This is a genomic window from Bradyrhizobium sp. NBAIM14 (assembly GCF_020193895.1).
Taxonomy (GTDB): Bacteria; Pseudomonadota; Alphaproteobacteria; order Rhizobiales; family Xanthobacteraceae; genus Bradyrhizobium; species Bradyrhizobium yuanmingense.
The window spans coordinates 513,759-528,891 of record NZ_JADYVQ010000002.1; the positions used below are offsets into that span (position 1 = coordinate 513,759).

A 15,133-nucleotide genomic window follows, 5' to 3' on the forward strand; every position below is an offset into this window, starting at 1 on the left:
TGGTGGTTGGGAAGCCCCGAGACTGAGCCTAGCGCGGGAAAGGCTCCGCGACAAACGCTGCGAGGCCGGAACGGTTCCTCGACCGCAACGGCCAGCCATGCGCGATGGACCGGCCGCCACATGCAATTCCGTGTGATGTCAATGACATGAACGCGGAAAGCGCGCTCTTCTCTCCCAGGAGCGCGATTGCTAGTCTGCACGAAAATAATGACAAGGACGGGAGTGAACCGAGATGCGCTTGAAGGACAAGGTCGCGATCGTCGTCGGCGCCGGGCAAAGCCCCGGCGAAGGCATGGGCAACGGCCGCGCGACCGCGCTCATCTTCGCGCGCGAGGGCGCCAAGGTCTTGTGTGTCGACCACCATCTGGAATCGGCGCAGGAGACGGTCACGATGATCACCGCGAAAGGCGGCACGGCGGCGGCCTTCAAGGCGGACGTGACCAAGGCTGCGGACATCAAGGCGATGGTTGCGGACGCGCAATCGCGCTGGGAACGTATCGACGTGCTGCACAACAATGTCGGCGTCAGCCTCGCCGGTGGCGATGCCGAGCTGCTGCAAATAACCGAGGAGGCATTCGATCGCGTCGTCGCCATCAATCTGAAGAGCTGCATTCTCGCGGCGAAGGAAGTGATCCCGATCATGCGCGCGCAGAGAAGCGGCGCCATTATCAACATCTCGTCGATGGCCGCGATCACCACCTATCCTTACGTCGCCTACAAAGCGACGAAGTCGGCGATGATCGCCTTCACCGAACAGCTCGCCTACCAGAACGCCGAATACGGCATCCGCGCCAACGTCATCCTGCCCGGCCTGATGAACACGCCGATGGCCGTCGACACCCGCGCCCGCGAATGGCACAAGACCCGCGCCGAGGTCGAAGCCGAACGCGACAGCAAGGTGCCGCTGCGCAGAAAGATGGGTACGGGCTGGGACGTCGCCAACGCCGCGCTGTTCCTGGCGAGCGACGAGGCGAATTTCATCACGGGCGTGACGCTGCCGGTGGATGGCGGTGCGAGCGTGAGACGAGGATGAGGTGCTCTTCTTCCTTCTCCCCTTGTGGGAGAAGGTGGCGCAAAGCGCCGGATGAGGGGTTCTCTCTACACCTGAGACTGATCGTGACGATAGATACCCCTCACCCGGCTTCGCGTTCGCGAAGCCACCCTCTCCCACAAGGGGAGAGGGTGCAGCGTCACCGCGGCGCGCTTGTCACCCGCCAGATCGTGCCGTTGCCATCTTCCGAGATCAGCAGCGATCCATCCTTCGCCACCGCCACTCCCACCGGCCTGCCCCACACTTCCGTATCGTTCACGACGAACCCCGTCACGAAATCCTCGTACTCGCCGGTCGGCTTGCCGTCCTTCATGCGGATGCGGATCACCTTGTAGCCGGTGCGTTTCGACCTATTCCAGGAGCCGTGCTGGGCGGCGAAGGCGTCGCCCTGGTATTCGGGCGGAAACTGCGCGCCCTGGTAGAAGGTCATGCCGAGTGAGGCCGAGTGCGGCTGGATCAGCACATCGGGCACCGTCACCTTGTCCTTGAGATCCGGCCGCGCGCCGGCATGGCGCGGGTCTTCATTGCCACCGATATAGAACCACGGCCAGCCGTAGAACGCGCCTTCCTTCACGCTCGTGACGTAATCGGGCACGAGGTCGTCGCCGAGACCGTCGCGCTCATTGGTCGAGCACCAGGGCAGACCGGTCTGCGGCTGGATCGCGAGGCCGACGCAGTTGCGGATACCGGTGGCATGGATCTTTCGCTCCTTGCCGTCAGGGTTGAAGGCCAGCACCGCGCCGCGCTCGAGCTCGCTGGCCCATGTGGCGCCGAGCGGCTGCGTCTTCGCCCACGCCTCCATCCCGCCGGGCGGCGTGCCCATGCCTTCGGCGACGTTGCTGAGCGAACCCACCGACACCAGCATACGCTTGTTGTCGGGCGTGAAGACGATATCGCGGGTGGAATGGCCCCCATCCGGCAGGCTTGCGACAACCGTCTCCGCCTTGCCGCGCGCCTTGAGATCGCCGGCCCGGTAGGGAAAGCGGACGACGCTGTCGGTGTTGGCGACATAGACCCATTGCGGATTGTCGCCATTCGGAAAGAAGGCGATGCCGAATGGCTGCCGCAGGCCGCTGGCGAACACCTCGTTGGTGGCGACCTTGCCGCCTTCGCCCGCGCGCAGCACCCGGACGGTGCCGGCGCGCATTTCCGCGACGAACACGTCGCCATTCGGCGCCACGCGGATGATGCGCGGCGCGCGCAGGCCTTCGGCGAACAGCTCGATCTTGAAGCCGGCCGGCACCTGGAGCTGGGCTTCCGGCGGACGCGGCACCACGCGCGACGAGCTCGCAACCGATCGCGTGGCGCCGGGCCTGACCAGATCCTGCGGCCGGATCAGCCTGACCGTGCCGGGCTTGTCGGCGCGCCAATCGCCATAGGCATCCTTGCCCTGCAACACGGGCTCGGCGTGTGCGCCGGCCGCAGCAGCAGCCAGCAGCGCTGCGAGCATCGCCACGAACCTTATCCTGTCGCTCAATTCGTCGTCCTCCGCCTTGGGCGTGTCGTGCGTCAACGCCGATCACCCGCAAAAGGTCTCTCGGCGAGTTTGGCGCCTGCCGAATCCCACGTCAGTTCATGCCCGCACGATGTGCATCAGCCGCAGTCCATCATACTGGAAAATGCGGTTGAACGGTGCGACACATTGTGAGGGCGGCGATCGCCGGTTACGGTCATGGAGGCTGCGGCATCCAGGTCGCGCCGGATGAGGAGATCATGTGGGGATCCGTCATATCGGAATGGGCGAGCCTGCTGCTGCGCTGGCTGCACGTGGTGGCCGCAATCGCCTGGATCGGCAGTTCCTTCTATTTCATCGCCCTCGACCTCAGCCTGAAGCCGAAGGCCGACCTGCCGGGCGGCGTGCAGGGCGAGGCCTGGCAGGTCCATGGCGGCGGCTTCTACCGGATCATGAAATACCTGGTCGCGCCCAGCCAGATGCCGGACGAGCTGACCTGGTTCAAATGGGAGGCCTACACGACCTGGCTGTCCGGCTTCGCGCTGATGGTGGTGGTGTATTATCTCGAGGCCGACCTGTTCCTGGTCGACAAGTCGATCCTCGACCTCACATCATTCCAGGCCGGACTGTTCAGCTTCTGCAGCCTGGCGCTGGCGTGGCTGCTCTATGAGGCCGCCTGCCGCACCGGGCTCGCCCAGCGCGAACTGCCCTTCGCCATCGGCGGCTATCTGTTCCTGGTCGCACTCACTTACGCCTTCACCCATGTGCTGAGCGGACGCGGCGCCTTCAACCAGATCGGCGCGATCATCGGCACCATCATGGTCGCCAACGTCTTCACGCTGATCATTCCGAACCAGAAGAAGATCGTGGCCAGCCTGATCGCCGGACAGGCGCCTGACCCCAAGCTCGGCAAGGCCAGCAAGGAACGCTCGGTCCACAACAATTACCTGACGCTTCCCGTCGTCGTGCTGATGATCAGCAATCACTACCCCCTGCTCTACGCCACGCGCTTCAACTGGATTATCGTCGCGATCGTCCTGGCGCTCGGGCCGGTGATCCGCCACTTCTTCAACGAGCGTCATGCCGGGCGCAAATCGCCCTGGTGGGTGTGGGGCGTGGCCGCGGCCGGCGTGATTGCGATCCTCCTCCTCTCCGCCGCCGGACCGCGCGAGGTGAAGACGGGCGCATTGTCGGCGCCCGTCACGGCCGCCAATGTCGAGGAGATCGTGATGTCCCGCTGCAGCATGTGCCACGCGGCCGAGCCGGTCTGGGCCGGCATCGTCACCGCACCGAAGGGCATTGTGCTCGACACGCCCGAGCACATCCATCGCAACATTCGCCTGATCGGGCGGGTTGCAGCCTGGTCCAATTCCATGCCGCCCGGCAACATCACCGAGATGACCGGCGAGGAGCGCGCCGTCCTCGCGGCTTACCTCGAGCAGGCGCGCTGAAGCGCGTCGGAGGATGCATCGCGCGGAATGAAATTCCGCATCTCTCGCCGAATTGAAAATGACTTGACGGCCCATCCGGCGTAGACATGGCCGACAGCCGCCGGCGCGGCGCAAAATCAGCTTGCAATCGGGGAATAGCAACAGTGGCCCTCAAGAACGTCATCGGTATCGACCACGCCGTCGTCATGGTGAAGGACCTCGACAAGGCCGCCGAGAATTATCGGCAACTCGGCTTCACGGTCTCGCCGCGCGGCACCCACAGCGCGCATATGGGCACCGGCAATTACACCATCATGTTCGACCCCGATTACATGGAGCTGCTCGGCGTGCTCGTGGCAACCGAGCACAATGCGCCGGCCCGCGCCTTCGTCGAGCGCCATGGCGAGGGCATCGAGCGCATCGCTTTCACCGCAGTCGATAGCACCGCCGGCGCCGAGGAGATCCGTGCACGGGGCCTGGAGCCGATCGGCCCGACCGATTTCGAACGCCCCGTCACGCTGCCAGACGGCACGATCTCGGCGGCGAAATTCCGCACCTTCATGTGGCCGACGGCTGAAGCGCCGGGCGGCGTGCGCATCTTCGCCTGCCAGCACAAGACCCGCGAGACTGTGTGGATCCCCGAGCTGATGACCCACGCCAATGCGGCCAAGCGGATCAAGCAGACGCTGATCGCAACGCCAGAGCCCGCCAAGGAGGCCGCGCATCTCGCCCGCCTGATCGACCGCGAGGCGAAGACCGACGCGGACGGCGCCATCATCGTGCCTTCCGGCGGCGATCGCGCCGACTTCGTCTATTTGACGCTGGACCAGCTCGCCAAGCGCTATCCCGGCGTGTCGCTGAATGGCCTCTCAGAGCGCGGTGGCGCCGCGCTGGTGCTGGTCAGCGGCGACCTCGCGGCGACCGAGAAGGCGCTGGGGCCAGCCGCGGTGCGGAGCGGAGCTGCGATCTGCGTGCCGCCGGCCAAGGCCAACGGCACCCTGCTCGCCTTCATTGCCGGCTGATTTGAGCCAATTCTTTAACGGGCGTTTACCCGGCGGCTGTAGACTTCCCGGCCATCAAGCCACCGGGGCCAAACGCATGTTCAAAGAGGGATCGCCGATCGCCTATGACGCGCCGGCCGAGCTGAAGAAATGGCCGTCGCTGAAGGGCGAGCGGCAGAAGGATCGCGGGCCGCCCTATCTCGTCTACAACGGCACGCTCGCCGAATGCGTCCGCGAGCTCATGGGCAAGCCGATCAAGGGCATCTCGCTCTACGACATCATGACGACGCCGCAGGCCGCCTTCGATCAAAACGTGCTGTCGCCCGGCGACGCCGCGGAGATCGCGATGCGGAAGGATTTTCCGAAGGACTAGTTCGCGGCACGCTTCGCAGCGGGCGTGCCCTGCCGCTTCGATGAGGATTCCGTCGGCGCATCGAGGAAGACGACGGGCATGCCGCGCTTCACGTTCTCGCCGAGCACACGCGCGTCCCAATTGGTGAGCCGAACGCAGCCGTGCGACGCCGACTTGCTGACCTTGTCGGGCTCTGCCGTTCCGTGGATGCCGTAGCCCTGCGCCGACAGGCCGATCCAGTATGCGCCCACCGGATTGTTCGGACCCGGCTTGATGTCGAACGGTCTCTTGGACTTGACGCTCTTGAACTTGTACTCGGGATTGTAGCGGTAGGTCGGCAGCTCGTGGCTGGCGGCGACCTTCAGCGTTCCGGTTGGCGTCGGGCGATCCGGACTGCCGACTGACGCCGGATAGAACGCCAGCAGAGCGCCGCTTGCGTCGAACGCTTTCAAGGTCCCGTTGGTCTTATCGACTTCGAGCCGGGCAATGCGCGGCAGCTCGCGCCGCGCCGGAACGTTTGTGACGACGATCGTCTCTCCGGCCTTGTCGAAGGTCTTGCCCGGATTGAGCGCCTTGAGCAGATCCGCGCTCATGTGGAATTTCTCGGCAAGTCCTTCGAGCGGGCTGGTGTAGCTCAGCGCGTCCAGCGACTTCATGTCATCGAGCTTGGCCGGCAGCTTCTTTAAGAACGGTCCCTTCACGTCGGCGTCGGTGATCTTGTAGTCGACGAGAATCGGGCCCTCGCTCGCCGCGGTCAGCTTGTCCCAGAGCTCCGGCGCCACAACCTTGTCGGATGCGATGCCGTTCTGCTCCGCGAACGCCTTGAGCGCCTTCTGCGCGTTCTCGCCGAACTTGCCGTCGATCTCGCCGGGCGAAAATTGCGCGCGATCGAGCAGCACCTGAAGCTTCACCACGGCTGCATTCAGCTTGTCGGTGGCCGGCGGCTTCGCAGGACGCGCAGCCTCGTTCACCGCAGCCCGATCGAGATTGCCTGCGAGCGCCGGGCCGGCGAGCCACAGCGACATCACCGCGCCTAGTATCCATCGCATCGTCATCGCGCATCCCATTCGCAAACAGCCCGCAAAGCCGCGGAGAGTTTCTCTTCGGGAACACCGTAGTAACACCGAAGGAACCGACGAGATCGCAGCTTTGCCGCAATCGGACGGTTAAGAACTTCCTATCGCCGGCGCATCGCTGGCCGTTCATCCCACAGTTCGAGGTTCTCCCAGCAAATGCGATTTGTCGTCGCGGCTTGCGCCGCGTTTCTGCTTCTGATGTGCGATCTCGATCCGTCGGCATCCCGCCAAGCATCACGTTTCGACACCACTGTTCTGAAGAACAATCATGCCTCGTCACTTGTTCCGGTGGTCGAGCTCTTCGTCGCCAGCGTGCAAGCGATCGAGCTTGCCAACGCGCACGCGGCTTACGAGCAGGTGATCGAGCCACCGCGCGCGGTCGAGCCGTTGGTGCAGGCGGAGCCCTCGCCAACCGAACGATTTTGTCACGCGCTGCGCGAGGCCGCCGAATCCAGCGGCATTCCGGTGCCGTTCTTCGCGCGCCTGATCTGGCAGGAGAGCCGCTTCAAGTCCAACGAGGTCAGCCATGCTGGCGCGCAGGGCGTCGCGCAGTTCATGCCGGGGACGGCCGCCGAGGTCGGGCTCGACGATCCCTTCGATCCGATGAAGGCGCTGCCGGCGTCGGCAAAATTCCTGCGCAAGCTGCGCGACGATTTCGGCAATCTCGGCCTTGCTGCCGCCGCCTACAATGCCGGTCCCGGCCGCATCCAGAAATGGCTTGCCAGGCAGAGCGAGCTGCCGCGCGAAACGCGTGACTATGTCCGGATCATCACCGGCACCAAGGCCGAAGACTGGACCGAACGGTCGGAGGCACTCGCGATCCGCATCGACCTGCCGCGCGAAGCGCCATGCGAAGGCATTGGCAGTCTTTCGAAGGCCAAGGACGTCGCCTGGGTTCCGGTGAACCTGACGCCTTCGGTTGCGAACATCATCCGCAAGGCGGAGCAAGTCGCGGCGCGCGTGACGACGAAGGGCGCCCGCAAGCGGCTCGCCACACTGTTGCGGAAGAATGTCACGGCTCCCGGCAAGGCCCGCAGCATGATCGCGGCACGCGCGGCCGGAAAGAGCGCGAAGGCTCGCGCCGTTCGTCTCGCATCGCGCGAACGGACGTCAGGCTAACGATCGGAGCCGCTCGCTTGCGGCGGCTCCGACCTAAATCGACCTAGTCGATCTCCTCGATCACCCGCCGCTCGCGCGGCTCGATGACATAGGTCCGGGTGTCGCGGTGGATGTAGCGATATTCACGCAAGCCCGGCGCATCGCGGTAGACCGTGGTCGGGAACTCCTCGACCTCGACGCTCTCGGGAAGACGGTCACCGACGCGGATCTCACTGCGCGCCGTGCTGCCGGTGGTCCGCACTTCCTTGCGCCCCTCGGTACGGGTTTTCGCATGCTTGCGGATCACCTCGCGATCGCGATCCGAGAACTTGCTGGCGCTACGCTCGCGCGTCGTCGTCGTTGTCGCCGTGGACTGGCCTGAATACGGCAGCACCGTCACGATCTTGTAGGTCGCCGGATCGACCACGACGATCTGATCTTTCACCAGCGCAAAGCTGTAGCCGCGATATTGCGGCACGATCTCGACGACGTCGGGCGGCAGCGTCGAGAGGTGCACGTCGCGCGGCACCACCGTGCCGACGTTCAGCGCGAAATTGACGTTGGTCAGCGGCCGCACGTTGAGGTGCGAGATCGACGCGCTGATCTTGGTCTCCTGCTGCTTGTTGAGGTTGACGTCGGTCTGGGCGGCCGCCTGGTTGCTCGTCGGCGCAGTCGGTGCCTGCTGGGCCTGGTTGGTTCCAGATGCGGCCGGTGCCTGCTGGGCTTGATTGCTGGCCGGCGGCGGATTGGACCGGTCCTGTGCCTGGTTGGTGTTCGCAGCTGGCGGGTTGGCACTCTGCTGCGTTGCAGGCTGGTTACCGGCTGCATTGGAATTCGCCGTCCCGCTCTGCGACTGCGCAGTCGAGCCCGTATTGGCGGTGCCGGAGCCGGACGATGGTGGGTTGGCCTGCGTGGTCTGGGCCGGCGTTCCCGACGACGGGGATTGCTGCGGTTGCGATGTGGTCTGCTGCTTGTCGGTCGCGCTCGACTGCGAGCTCGTGGATGGCGCGGTGGAGTTCGACTGGGACTGCGGCGTCTGCTGAGACGGCGGATTCGTGCTGGGCGATTGCGCATACGCGGCGCTCGCCAGCGCCACCCCCAATGCGGTGGTTGCCAACAGGCGGATCATGGTTCACTCCCTTTCATCAAATGAACATTGGCTACTAACCTGCGCTAGGACGCGCAGTTCCACTTTTTCCCGAGGGAAGGCCGCGGCTCTTTTTCTGCGGAACCTGCAATGCCATCGAAGAGTGCCGGGATCATCGCCTATCGCAAGCGTGGGAACATCGAGGTGCTCCTGGTCCATCCCGGAGGGCCGTTCTGGCGCAACAAGGATCTCGGCGCATGGTCGATTCCGAAGGGGGAATACGCGGACGGAGACGACCCAGAGATCGCGGCGCGACGTGAGTTCGCCGAGGAGCTGGGACTGGAGCTTTCCCTGCCGCTGACCCCGCTCGGCCAGGTCAGGCAGCGCGGGGGCAAGCTCGTCACCGCGTTCGCGGCCGAGCTCGATCTCGACGTGCGCAGCATTCGCAGCAACACGTTCGAGATGGAATGGCCGCCGCGCAGCGGCAAGCGGCAGGCCTTTCCGGAAGTCGACCGCGCCGAATGGTTCACGCTCGACGCGGCGCAGGAGAAGATCAATGCAGGACAGCGTCCGCTGCTCGACCGGCTTAAGCTGCTGATCGGCAGATAGCGCGTCGCGCCCTATTCCGCCTTGATGTTCGCGGCCGCAACCACCTCCGCGAGCTCCTTGGTCTCCTTGGCGATCTTCGCGGCGTAGTCGGCCGGGCTGAGCACGCTGACGACGCCTTGCGCGCCGAGCTTCTCCTCGGCCGAGGGATCCTTGGCGGCGGCGACGATCTCCCGATGCAGGGTTTCCAGGATCGGCGCGGGCGTTGCCTTCGGCATGAAGAAGCCGACCCAGAACGAGATGTCGAATCCGGGATAGCCGGCTTCCGCCACGGTCGGCACGTCGGGCAGCGCCGGCAGCCGCTCGGCCGAGGACACCGCCAGCGCGCGCAGCTTGCCGGCCTTGACCAGCGGCACGGCGGAGAGCGGATCGAACACTGCCAGCACCTCCTGCGCGAGAATGCCGACCTCGGCGGCCGAGCCGCCGCGATAGGGCACATGGATCAGCTTGATGCCGGCCTTCTGGCTGAGCAGCTCCATGGCGAGATGGGCGAGATTGCCGTTGCCGCCCGAGCCGTAGGCGAGCGCGCCGGGCGCGGCCTTCGCCGCAGCGACGAGATCGGCCACCGACTTGACGTTCGCCGTCTTGGGATTCTCGGGATTGACGACGAGGACGAGCGGCGCCGAGACCACCGTGGTGAGCGGCGCAAAATCGACTTGCGGATCGTAGCGGATGTCCTTGAACAGCGTCTTGTTCAGCGTGATCGTCGACGAGTTGCAGGCGAGCATGGTGTAGCCGTCCGCATCGGCGCGGGCGACGCCTTCGGCCGCGATCATGCCGTTGGCGCCGGCGCGGTTCTCGACGACGAAGGGCTGGCCGAGCTTGTTGCTGAGCCGATCGCCAATGATGCGCGCGACGACGTCGACCGGGCCGCCCGCACTGAAGCCGACCATGATCTTGACCGGCCGCGACGGATATTTCTGCGCGAGAGCCTCTGTCGCCGGCGCCAAGGCGCATAGAGCTGCGATGACTGCCAGCAGGCGGGCGGTTCGTTGCATTCGTTCTCTCCCAGACCTCTTGGCGTCGCTTGTGCATGCTTGTTGGTGCGACGCCGTAGAAGTCATGAATAGCGACCGTGCCCGATTTCGCAATCGCGTTTGAGCGCCGGCATTCCGCCGCACGGCACGTGCGTGCCGCTTCCAATACAAAAGTGCGAAAACAACCCCATGCACAGTAGACCGCCCCTTTCAGAACAAAGGCTTGCGCAGGGCCGAGGAAATTTTTCGGATTTACGAAATAAATTCTGTCGCGTCGGGCAAAACAGTGCCATAATGGCATCATCGCAACAGTCGCGAGCGTCACGGCCTGCCGGTCCGGACCCGTGCCGACGCGGTTGCGTCTAAACCCTTCATCGACATTCCGAAATCCGCATTCGCGCGCAGCGGCGAACGGCCGTTCGCGCTTGCGCGCTCAAAGGACACATGCCCATGACGACAGCTCTCGAACGCCACATCCCCTCGCCGCTCGCGGCATCCGATCGCAGCGTCCCCGCCGCGACCCCGCGCGTAAAACTCTACAAGCGGCGCATTGCGATCCGCCATCCCGACCCGCACACCGGCGAGCGGCTGCTGGCCGAGGCGCTCGGCGCCGCCGACCGCGACGCGATGCACGGCATATTGAGGCAATTGGTCAAGGCCAGCGTGGTCGGGCAGAAGCCGGATGAGGCCAATCTCGCCTTTATGATCTCGACGATCAGGAGCATTGCGCCGAAGGATTCCGTCGAGGCCTTGCTGGTGTCGCAGATGGTGTCAGTGCACATGGCGGCGATGCGCTGTGCCTGCCGTCTCGCCTGCACCGACGATCTGACGCAGCAGGAGGGCATCGCCCGCGCCTTGACCCGGCTCTCCCGCACCTTCGCCGCCCAGGTCGAAGCGCTGAACCGCCACCGCAACAGCGACGAGCGCGCGATCACGGTGCAGAATTTGTCGGTGCAGGACGGCGGACGGGCGATCGTGGGCAACGTCACGCAGCATGCCAGCATGATCATTGCGGAGGCTGGTGCAATGGAGACGACTTCGAATGCAGAAACGGGCGCAGGCCGCGAGGTCCATACGAGTGGCGCCTGCGTATGACCGGCGATCACATCCGTCATACCGATGCAATGCAGTCGAGCCCGCGCTGCGGGGCGCAGACGCGCCGCGGTCTCGCGTGCCGCGCGCCAGCCGTGCACGGCAAGCGCCGCTGCCGCATGCATGGCGGCGCGCCAAGATCGGGCGCTCCGAAGGGCAACCGGAATGCATATCAACATGGAATGTGCACACCGGACGCCCGCGCCGAGCGACACCGGATGAAGGCCTTGCTGGAGGACGCTTGGAAGCTGCTGATCGAGTTGAAATAGATTGCGGCCCAGGAGCGACGCGGATGACGCCATTCCGGCGCGAGACATGACCTCAAGAAAACGAAGCTCTGATGGAGCCTTAATCCAGAAAGCTCGGTGCCGCAGCCATAGAACTAGGGCCGTGTGCTCGCCGGAGCCACAGGGACAATCTGCAGCCCAGCTGCGTTCAGCGCTTCAGTGATTTGCTTGGCCAGCAGCTTGGCTTCCTCAGTGCCGATTTGAGCGTCGGGAAGCCGCTCGAAGAACGCACAAAGCGTCGTCGCTATGATGGTATTGACCTGGTGCGCATCAACCATTTGCTGCACGCGACATTAAGAATGACTTCACCGGCGCGGCGGTCGCCTGCCGGGCCGTGGCGGGTCATCGCAAGCCGAAGAACGAAAGAATGACGGCGATCACAACGATGAGCCCTATGAGGTAGATCAGACTGTTCATCGCAATTCTCCTTTCCCACGTGATGGGTTGGATTCATTCGAGGGTCGTCGCTGCGTCCCTGGCACTACCTTGCTGAACGGCCAGCTTTTCGAGCTCCACTTCCTTCTCGATGGCCGCCAGAGAGTTGCCGATCTTGTCGACGATCCTGACCAGATCGGCATTGGAGATGCGAAGCCGCCTGCGGACCGACTTGACCTGCTCAGCGTTCGAAAGATCGAGCGTCGTGCGAATGGGCCGTGGCGGTCTCGAGGACAGCATGATCAGGTCTCCCTAACCTAGGTAAGAGAGACGATGTCTCCTTTGTTCCTACGTTCGCCAACGGAAGCTCCCAAGAGCGAAGATGATGCAACCGTCGCGCGCACCGCGGAGACGCCCACAACACTTTATCCCCGCGGCGCAACGCCATGACTCCCTACCAGGCTGCGTGCCGTCTCAAAGGTGGTGCGTTGCAATGCGGCTAACCTCTCGGCAATGGCATTGCTCGAGAGGTCGAGTACCAGCCCGAGATCACATTCCGGCATGAGGGGGGCGCGCTGCCGCCATTGGCACCCGCCCCCTCAATCCTGTAACCCACCCTAAAACCTTCTCGGGACGGGACGCTCATGACCAATGCCGACGACGACGCGGGCACCGCCACCCGCGCGCTGATCTTCGCGCTGGTCGCGCTCGCCTGCGGCCACATGCTGTCGACCCTTCTGCGCACCATTCCGGCGGTGAGCCTCGACCTGATGGCGGCGGATTTCCACATCGAGCCGCAGGCGCTGGCGAGCCTCACGTCGGTCTACCACTTTGCCTTTGCAGCCTCGCAGATCCCGGTCGGCGCGGCGATGGACCGGTTCGGCGTGCGGCCGGTGTCGCTCGCCCTGCTGGCGGGAACCGTGTTCGGCGCGATGGCCTCGGGGTTTGCGACGGGGCCCGAGAGCTTCGCCGTCGGGCAACTGCTGCTCGGCGTCGCCACCTCGGGCATGCTGATGTGCCCGATGACGCTCGCAGCCAAGCAATTGTCGGCGGCGCGATTCGGATTGTGGTCGGGCGCCATCCTCTCGATCGGCAATATCGGCATGCTGCTGTCGGCGAGCCCGCTCGCTTTCGTGATCGATACTTACGGCTGGCGCACCGGGTTCTGGATCTCCGCAATCGGCGGCATCCTCGTCGCGCTGGCGGTGTTCGTACTGGTGCCGCACCAGCCGGCCGAGCACAAGGACGAGTCCTCGCCGCTGTCGCAGATGATCGATGTGGTCAGGCTCGGCCTGTCACGGCCGCTGCGCGGCGTGATCGCGCTGGCGATGGTGTCGCTGGCGAGCACGCTGGTGCTGCGCGGCCTGTGGGGAGGACCCTGGCTGATGGAGATCAAGGGCCTGACGCGGATCGAGGCCGGCAATCAGCTCGGCGCGTTCACGCTGGCGATGATCGCAGGCCCGCTGCTCGTCGGCATGATCGACCGCAGGCTCGGCCGCCGCCGCGAGCTGGTCGCCGGCACGCATGCGATCGCGGCGCTACTGCTCGCGCTGATGGCGCTGGGAGCGCCGCACTTTGCCGTTGCATGGCTGTTCGGCGTGAACGTCATGCCGCCCTCCTACGATCTGGCATTGTTCGTGCTCATCGGGCTCTTCACCTCGGCGCAGCCGCTGCTGTTCGGCATGTCCAGGCAACTTGTCGATGCGCAGGTCGCCGGCAAGGCGCTTGCGGCCGTCAATCTCGCCTTCTTTCTCGGCACTGCGCTGATGCAATCCGTCACCGGCGCGGTGGCCGCGCTCGCGGGGCTGCCGGCGGTGCTGCTGTTCATGGCGGCGGCACTGGCGGTAGGCGTGCTGATTTTCTTGATCTACACGCAGCGCGTCTGAGCCCCTTGCGAAATGCGGAAGCGCAGGAGATGCTGCGCCGCCATCCGCATCAAGGGAATTCGAGTCCATGCCTGTCGACACCAAAGCCGCCACCGATCGTCTCATGCGCTTCCTCGCCGTGGAGGGCGTCACCGGGCAGGAGGCGGCGATCGGGCGGGAGCTCACGGCTGCGCTGAAGGAGAGCGGTGTGCCGGCGAAGGCGATCCGGCTCGATGACGCCAACACGCGCATTCCGGTGCCGACCGAGACCGGCAACCTCATCGTCGACCTGCCCGGCCGCGGCGCGCTGCACAACCATCCACGCATCATGTTCATGACCCACATGGACACGGTGCCGCTGTGCGCCGGTGCCAAGCCAAAGTTGACGGGGCGCAAGATCGTCAACGACGCCAAGACCGCGCTCGGCGGCGACAATCGCTGCGGCTGCGGCGTGCTGGTGACGCTGGCCGCCGAGCTCCAAAAGCAGAAGCTCGATCATCCGCCGATCACGCTGTTGTTCTGCGTGCGCGAGGAGAGCGGGCTCTATGGCGCGCGGCACGTCAAGCTCGACGAGCTCGGCAAGCCCGTGATGGCGTTCAACTATGACGGCGGCTCGGCCTCCAACGTCGTGATCGGGGCCGTCGGCGCCGACCGTTGGACCGTCGAGATTTTCGGCCGCGCCTCGCATGCCGGCGTCGCACCCGAGCGCGGCATCTCCTCGACCATGATCATGGCGCTGGCGCTTGCGGACGTGAAGGCCGGCGGCTGGTTCGGCAAGGTCGTGAAGGGCAAGAGGCAGGGCACCAGCAATGTCGGCCCGGTCACCGGCGGCGAAGGCCGCCCCGCGGGCGATGCCACCAATGTCGTCACCGATTACGTGCATGTGCGCGGCGAGAGCCGCAGCCACGACGGAAAATTCTTCAAGGAGATCACCAAGGCCTACAAGGCCGCGTTCGAGAAGGCGGCCAAGAAGGTGACGAACGCGCAAGGCAAGTCCGGCAAGGTCAAGTTCAAGGCCGAGACAGACTATTATCCGTTCCGCATGAAGGAGAATCTGCCGGTGGTCAAACGCGCGATCGAGGCGGTGTCTGCGGTGGGGGGAAGCCCGAACGTGCGCGCCGCCAATGGCGGCCTGGATGCCAACTGGATGGTCCGCCACGGCGTTCCGACCGTCACCTTCGGTGCCGGCCAGAACGAGGCACACACGGTCGACGAATGGATCAATCTCGACGAATACGACCGCGCCTGCGCGCTGGCGGTGCAGCTGGCGACGATGCGGTGAGATGGCAAACGGCACGTCATCGCGCTTCAACACGGCTCTGATCTAACGGGTCGATCGCGGCTTCCGTGAAGTCCGCGCCTGTCCCGTGCTGCCATCGATGG

At 64.9% G+C, this 15,133-nt stretch carries 16 protein-coding genes; 10 read left to right on the forward strand and 6 right to left on the reverse strand.

Annotated elements, in window-relative coordinates:
• The first annotated feature begins 232 nt into the window (after positions 1–232).
• Entirely contained in the window at positions 233–1,033 is an 801-nt protein-coding gene (locus tag I6F28_RS08055; protein ID WP_036004277.1) for an SDR family NAD(P)-dependent oxidoreductase, read from the forward strand.
• Between the two features lie 157 nt (positions 1,034–1,190).
• Here I6F28_RS08055 and I6F28_RS08060 read toward each other — a convergent pair whose 3' ends face one another.
• Positions 1,191–2,501: a PQQ-dependent sugar dehydrogenase gene (locus I6F28_RS08060; protein ID WP_225139724.1), complete on the reverse strand. Its 1,311-nt coding sequence runs from the start codon at positions 2,499–2,501 to the stop codon at positions 1,191–1,193.
• 263 nt (positions 2,502–2,764) lie between these two features.
• Between I6F28_RS08060 and I6F28_RS08065 the strand changes: the two genes are divergently transcribed.
• The 3 genes from I6F28_RS08065 (at position 2,765) to I6F28_RS08075 (ending at position 5,308) form a co-directional block, all read left to right on the forward strand.
• Positions 2,765–3,955: a urate hydroxylase PuuD gene (locus tag I6F28_RS08065; RefSeq protein ID WP_036004266.1), complete on the forward strand. Its 1,191-nt coding sequence runs from the start codon at positions 2,765–2,767 to the stop codon at positions 3,953–3,955.
• A gap of 143 nt (positions 3,956–4,098) precedes the next feature.
• On the forward strand, positions 4,099–4,956 hold the full coding sequence (locus I6F28_RS08070; protein ID WP_036004257.1) for a VOC family protein: 858 nt from the start codon (positions 4,099–4,101) through the stop codon (positions 4,954–4,956).
• A gap of 76 nt (positions 4,957–5,032) precedes the next feature.
• Positions 5,033–5,308, forward strand: a complete 276-nt coding sequence (locus I6F28_RS08075; RefSeq protein ID WP_036004252.1) for a hypothetical protein — start codon at positions 5,033–5,035, stop codon at positions 5,306–5,308.
• On the opposite strand, the gene I6F28_RS08080 is transcribed toward I6F28_RS08075, so the two are convergent.
• A complete protein-coding gene (locus I6F28_RS08080) occupies positions 5,305–6,342 on the reverse strand; it encodes a L,D-transpeptidase family protein (RefSeq protein WP_225139657.1) in 1,038 nt (345 codons plus the stop codon). The two genes, I6F28_RS08075 and I6F28_RS08080, sit on opposite strands and share 4 nt — an antisense overlap.
• A 177-nt stretch (positions 6,343–6,519) precedes the next feature.
• Between I6F28_RS08080 and I6F28_RS08085 the strand changes: the two genes are divergently transcribed.
• Positions 6,520–7,482: a lytic transglycosylase domain-containing protein gene (locus I6F28_RS08085; RefSeq protein ID WP_074447519.1), complete on the forward strand. Its 963-nt coding sequence runs from the start codon at positions 6,520–6,522 to the stop codon at positions 7,480–7,482.
• Positions 7,483–7,525: 43 nt separating this feature from the next.
• Here the strand turns inward: I6F28_RS08085 and I6F28_RS08090 are convergent, their stop codons facing one another.
• On the reverse strand, positions 7,526–8,590 hold the full coding sequence (locus tag I6F28_RS08090; RefSeq protein ID WP_225139658.1) for a DUF1236 domain-containing protein: 1,065 nt from the start codon (positions 8,588–8,590) through the stop codon (positions 7,526–7,528).
• 108 nt (positions 8,591–8,698) lie between these two features.
• Between I6F28_RS08090 and I6F28_RS08095 the strand changes: the two genes are divergently transcribed.
• Complete coding sequence (locus I6F28_RS08095; RefSeq protein WP_225139659.1) at positions 8,699–9,157, forward strand: NUDIX hydrolase; 459 nt, start codon at positions 8,699–8,701, stop codon at positions 9,155–9,157.
• Positions 9,158–9,168: 11 nt separating this feature from the next.
• Here the strand turns inward: I6F28_RS08095 and I6F28_RS08100 are convergent, their stop codons facing one another.
• Positions 9,169–10,152, reverse strand: coding sequence for a Bug family tripartite tricarboxylate transporter substrate binding protein (locus tag I6F28_RS08100; RefSeq protein WP_225139660.1), 984 nt, complete (start codon positions 10,150–10,152; stop codon positions 9,169–9,171).
• 429 nt (positions 10,153–10,581) lie between these two features.
• Here I6F28_RS08100 and I6F28_RS08105 point away from each other — a divergent pair, with 429 nt between their 5' ends.
• Together I6F28_RS08105 and I6F28_RS08110 are read left to right on the forward strand one after the other, a co-directional pair.
• A complete protein-coding gene (locus tag I6F28_RS08105; RefSeq protein ID WP_225139661.1) occupies positions 10,582–11,226 on the forward strand; it encodes a hypothetical protein in 645 nt (214 codons plus the stop codon).
• Positions 11,223–11,492 carry an HGGxSTG domain-containing protein gene (locus I6F28_RS08110; protein WP_036026046.1) on the forward strand — a complete coding sequence of 90 codons (270 nt, stop codon included), beginning with the start codon at positions 11,223–11,225 and terminating at the stop codon, positions 11,490–11,492. The genes I6F28_RS08105 and I6F28_RS08110 overlap by 4 nt, the downstream gene beginning before the upstream one ends.
• A 113-nt stretch (positions 11,493–11,605) precedes the next feature.
• Here I6F28_RS08110 and I6F28_RS08115 read toward each other — a convergent pair whose 3' ends face one another.
• Together I6F28_RS08115 and I6F28_RS08120 are read right to left on the reverse strand one after the other, a co-directional pair.
• Positions 11,606–11,788 carry a hypothetical protein gene (locus I6F28_RS08115; RefSeq protein ID WP_036004233.1) on the reverse strand — a complete coding sequence of 61 codons (183 nt, stop codon included), beginning with the start codon at positions 11,786–11,788 and terminating at the stop codon, positions 11,606–11,608.
• A gap of 172 nt (positions 11,789–11,960) precedes the next feature.
• Positions 11,961–12,185, reverse strand: a complete 225-nt coding sequence (locus I6F28_RS08120) for a DUF3606 domain-containing protein (protein WP_036004230.1) — start codon at positions 12,183–12,185, stop codon at positions 11,961–11,963.
• Positions 12,186–12,529: 344 nt separating this feature from the next.
• Here I6F28_RS08120 and I6F28_RS08125 point away from each other — a divergent pair, with 344 nt between their 5' ends.
• Together I6F28_RS08125 and I6F28_RS08130 are read left to right on the forward strand one after the other, a co-directional pair.
• On the forward strand, positions 12,530–13,771 hold the full coding sequence (locus I6F28_RS08125; RefSeq protein ID WP_225139662.1) for an MFS transporter: 1,242 nt from the start codon (positions 12,530–12,532) through the stop codon (positions 13,769–13,771).
• A gap of 67 nt (positions 13,772–13,838) precedes the next feature.
• Positions 13,839–15,032, forward strand: a complete 1,194-nt coding sequence (locus tag I6F28_RS08130; RefSeq protein WP_057026830.1) for a M20/M25/M40 family metallo-hydrolase — start codon at positions 13,839–13,841, stop codon at positions 15,030–15,032.
• Positions 15,033–15,133 lie beyond the last annotated feature (101 nt).

Bases quoted from the DNA above. Each gene is read 5' to 3' on its own strand.
- I6F28_RS08055 (WP_036004277.1), top strand. From the start codon at position 233: ATGCGCTTGAAGGACAAGGTCGCGATCGTCGTCGGCGCCGGGCAAAGC.
- I6F28_RS08060 (WP_225139724.1), bottom strand. From the start codon at position 2,501: ATGCTCGCAGCGCTGCTGGCTGCTGCTGCGGCCGGCGCACACGCCGAG.
- I6F28_RS08065 (WP_036004266.1), top strand. From the start codon at position 2,765: ATGTGGGGATCCGTCATATCGGAATGGGCGAGCCTGCTGCTGCGCTGG.
- I6F28_RS08075 (WP_036004252.1), top strand. From the start codon at position 5,033: ATGTTCAAAGAGGGATCGCCGATCGCCTATGACGCGCCGGCCGAGCTG.
- I6F28_RS08080 (WP_225139657.1), bottom strand. From the start codon at position 6,342: ATGACGATGCGATGGATACTAGGCGCGGTGATGTCGCTGTGGCTCGCC.
- I6F28_RS08085 (WP_074447519.1), top strand. From the start codon at position 6,520: ATGCGATTTGTCGTCGCGGCTTGCGCCGCGTTTCTGCTTCTGATGTGC.
- I6F28_RS08090 (WP_225139658.1), bottom strand. From the start codon at position 8,590: ATGATCCGCCTGTTGGCAACCACCGCATTGGGGGTGGCGCTGGCGAGC.
- I6F28_RS08095 (WP_225139659.1), top strand. From the start codon at position 8,699: ATGCCATCGAAGAGTGCCGGGATCATCGCCTATCGCAAGCGTGGGAAC.
- I6F28_RS08100 (WP_225139660.1), bottom strand. From the start codon at position 10,152: ATGCAACGAACCGCCCGCCTGCTGGCAGTCATCGCAGCTCTATGCGCC.
- I6F28_RS08105 (WP_225139661.1), top strand. From the start codon at position 10,582: ATGACGACAGCTCTCGAACGCCACATCCCCTCGCCGCTCGCGGCATCC.
- I6F28_RS08110 (WP_036026046.1), top strand. From the start codon at position 11,223: ATGACCGGCGATCACATCCGTCATACCGATGCAATGCAGTCGAGCCCG.
- I6F28_RS08115 (WP_036004233.1), bottom strand. From the start codon at position 11,788: ATGGTTGATGCGCACCAGGTCAATACCATCATAGCGACGACGCTTTGT.
- I6F28_RS08120 (WP_036004230.1), bottom strand. From the start codon at position 12,185: ATGCTGTCCTCGAGACCGCCACGGCCCATTCGCACGACGCTCGATCTT.
- I6F28_RS08125 (WP_225139662.1), top strand. From the start codon at position 12,530: ATGACCAATGCCGACGACGACGCGGGCACCGCCACCCGCGCGCTGATC.
- I6F28_RS08130 (WP_057026830.1), top strand. From the start codon at position 13,839: ATGCCTGTCGACACCAAAGCCGCCACCGATCGTCTCATGCGCTTCCTC.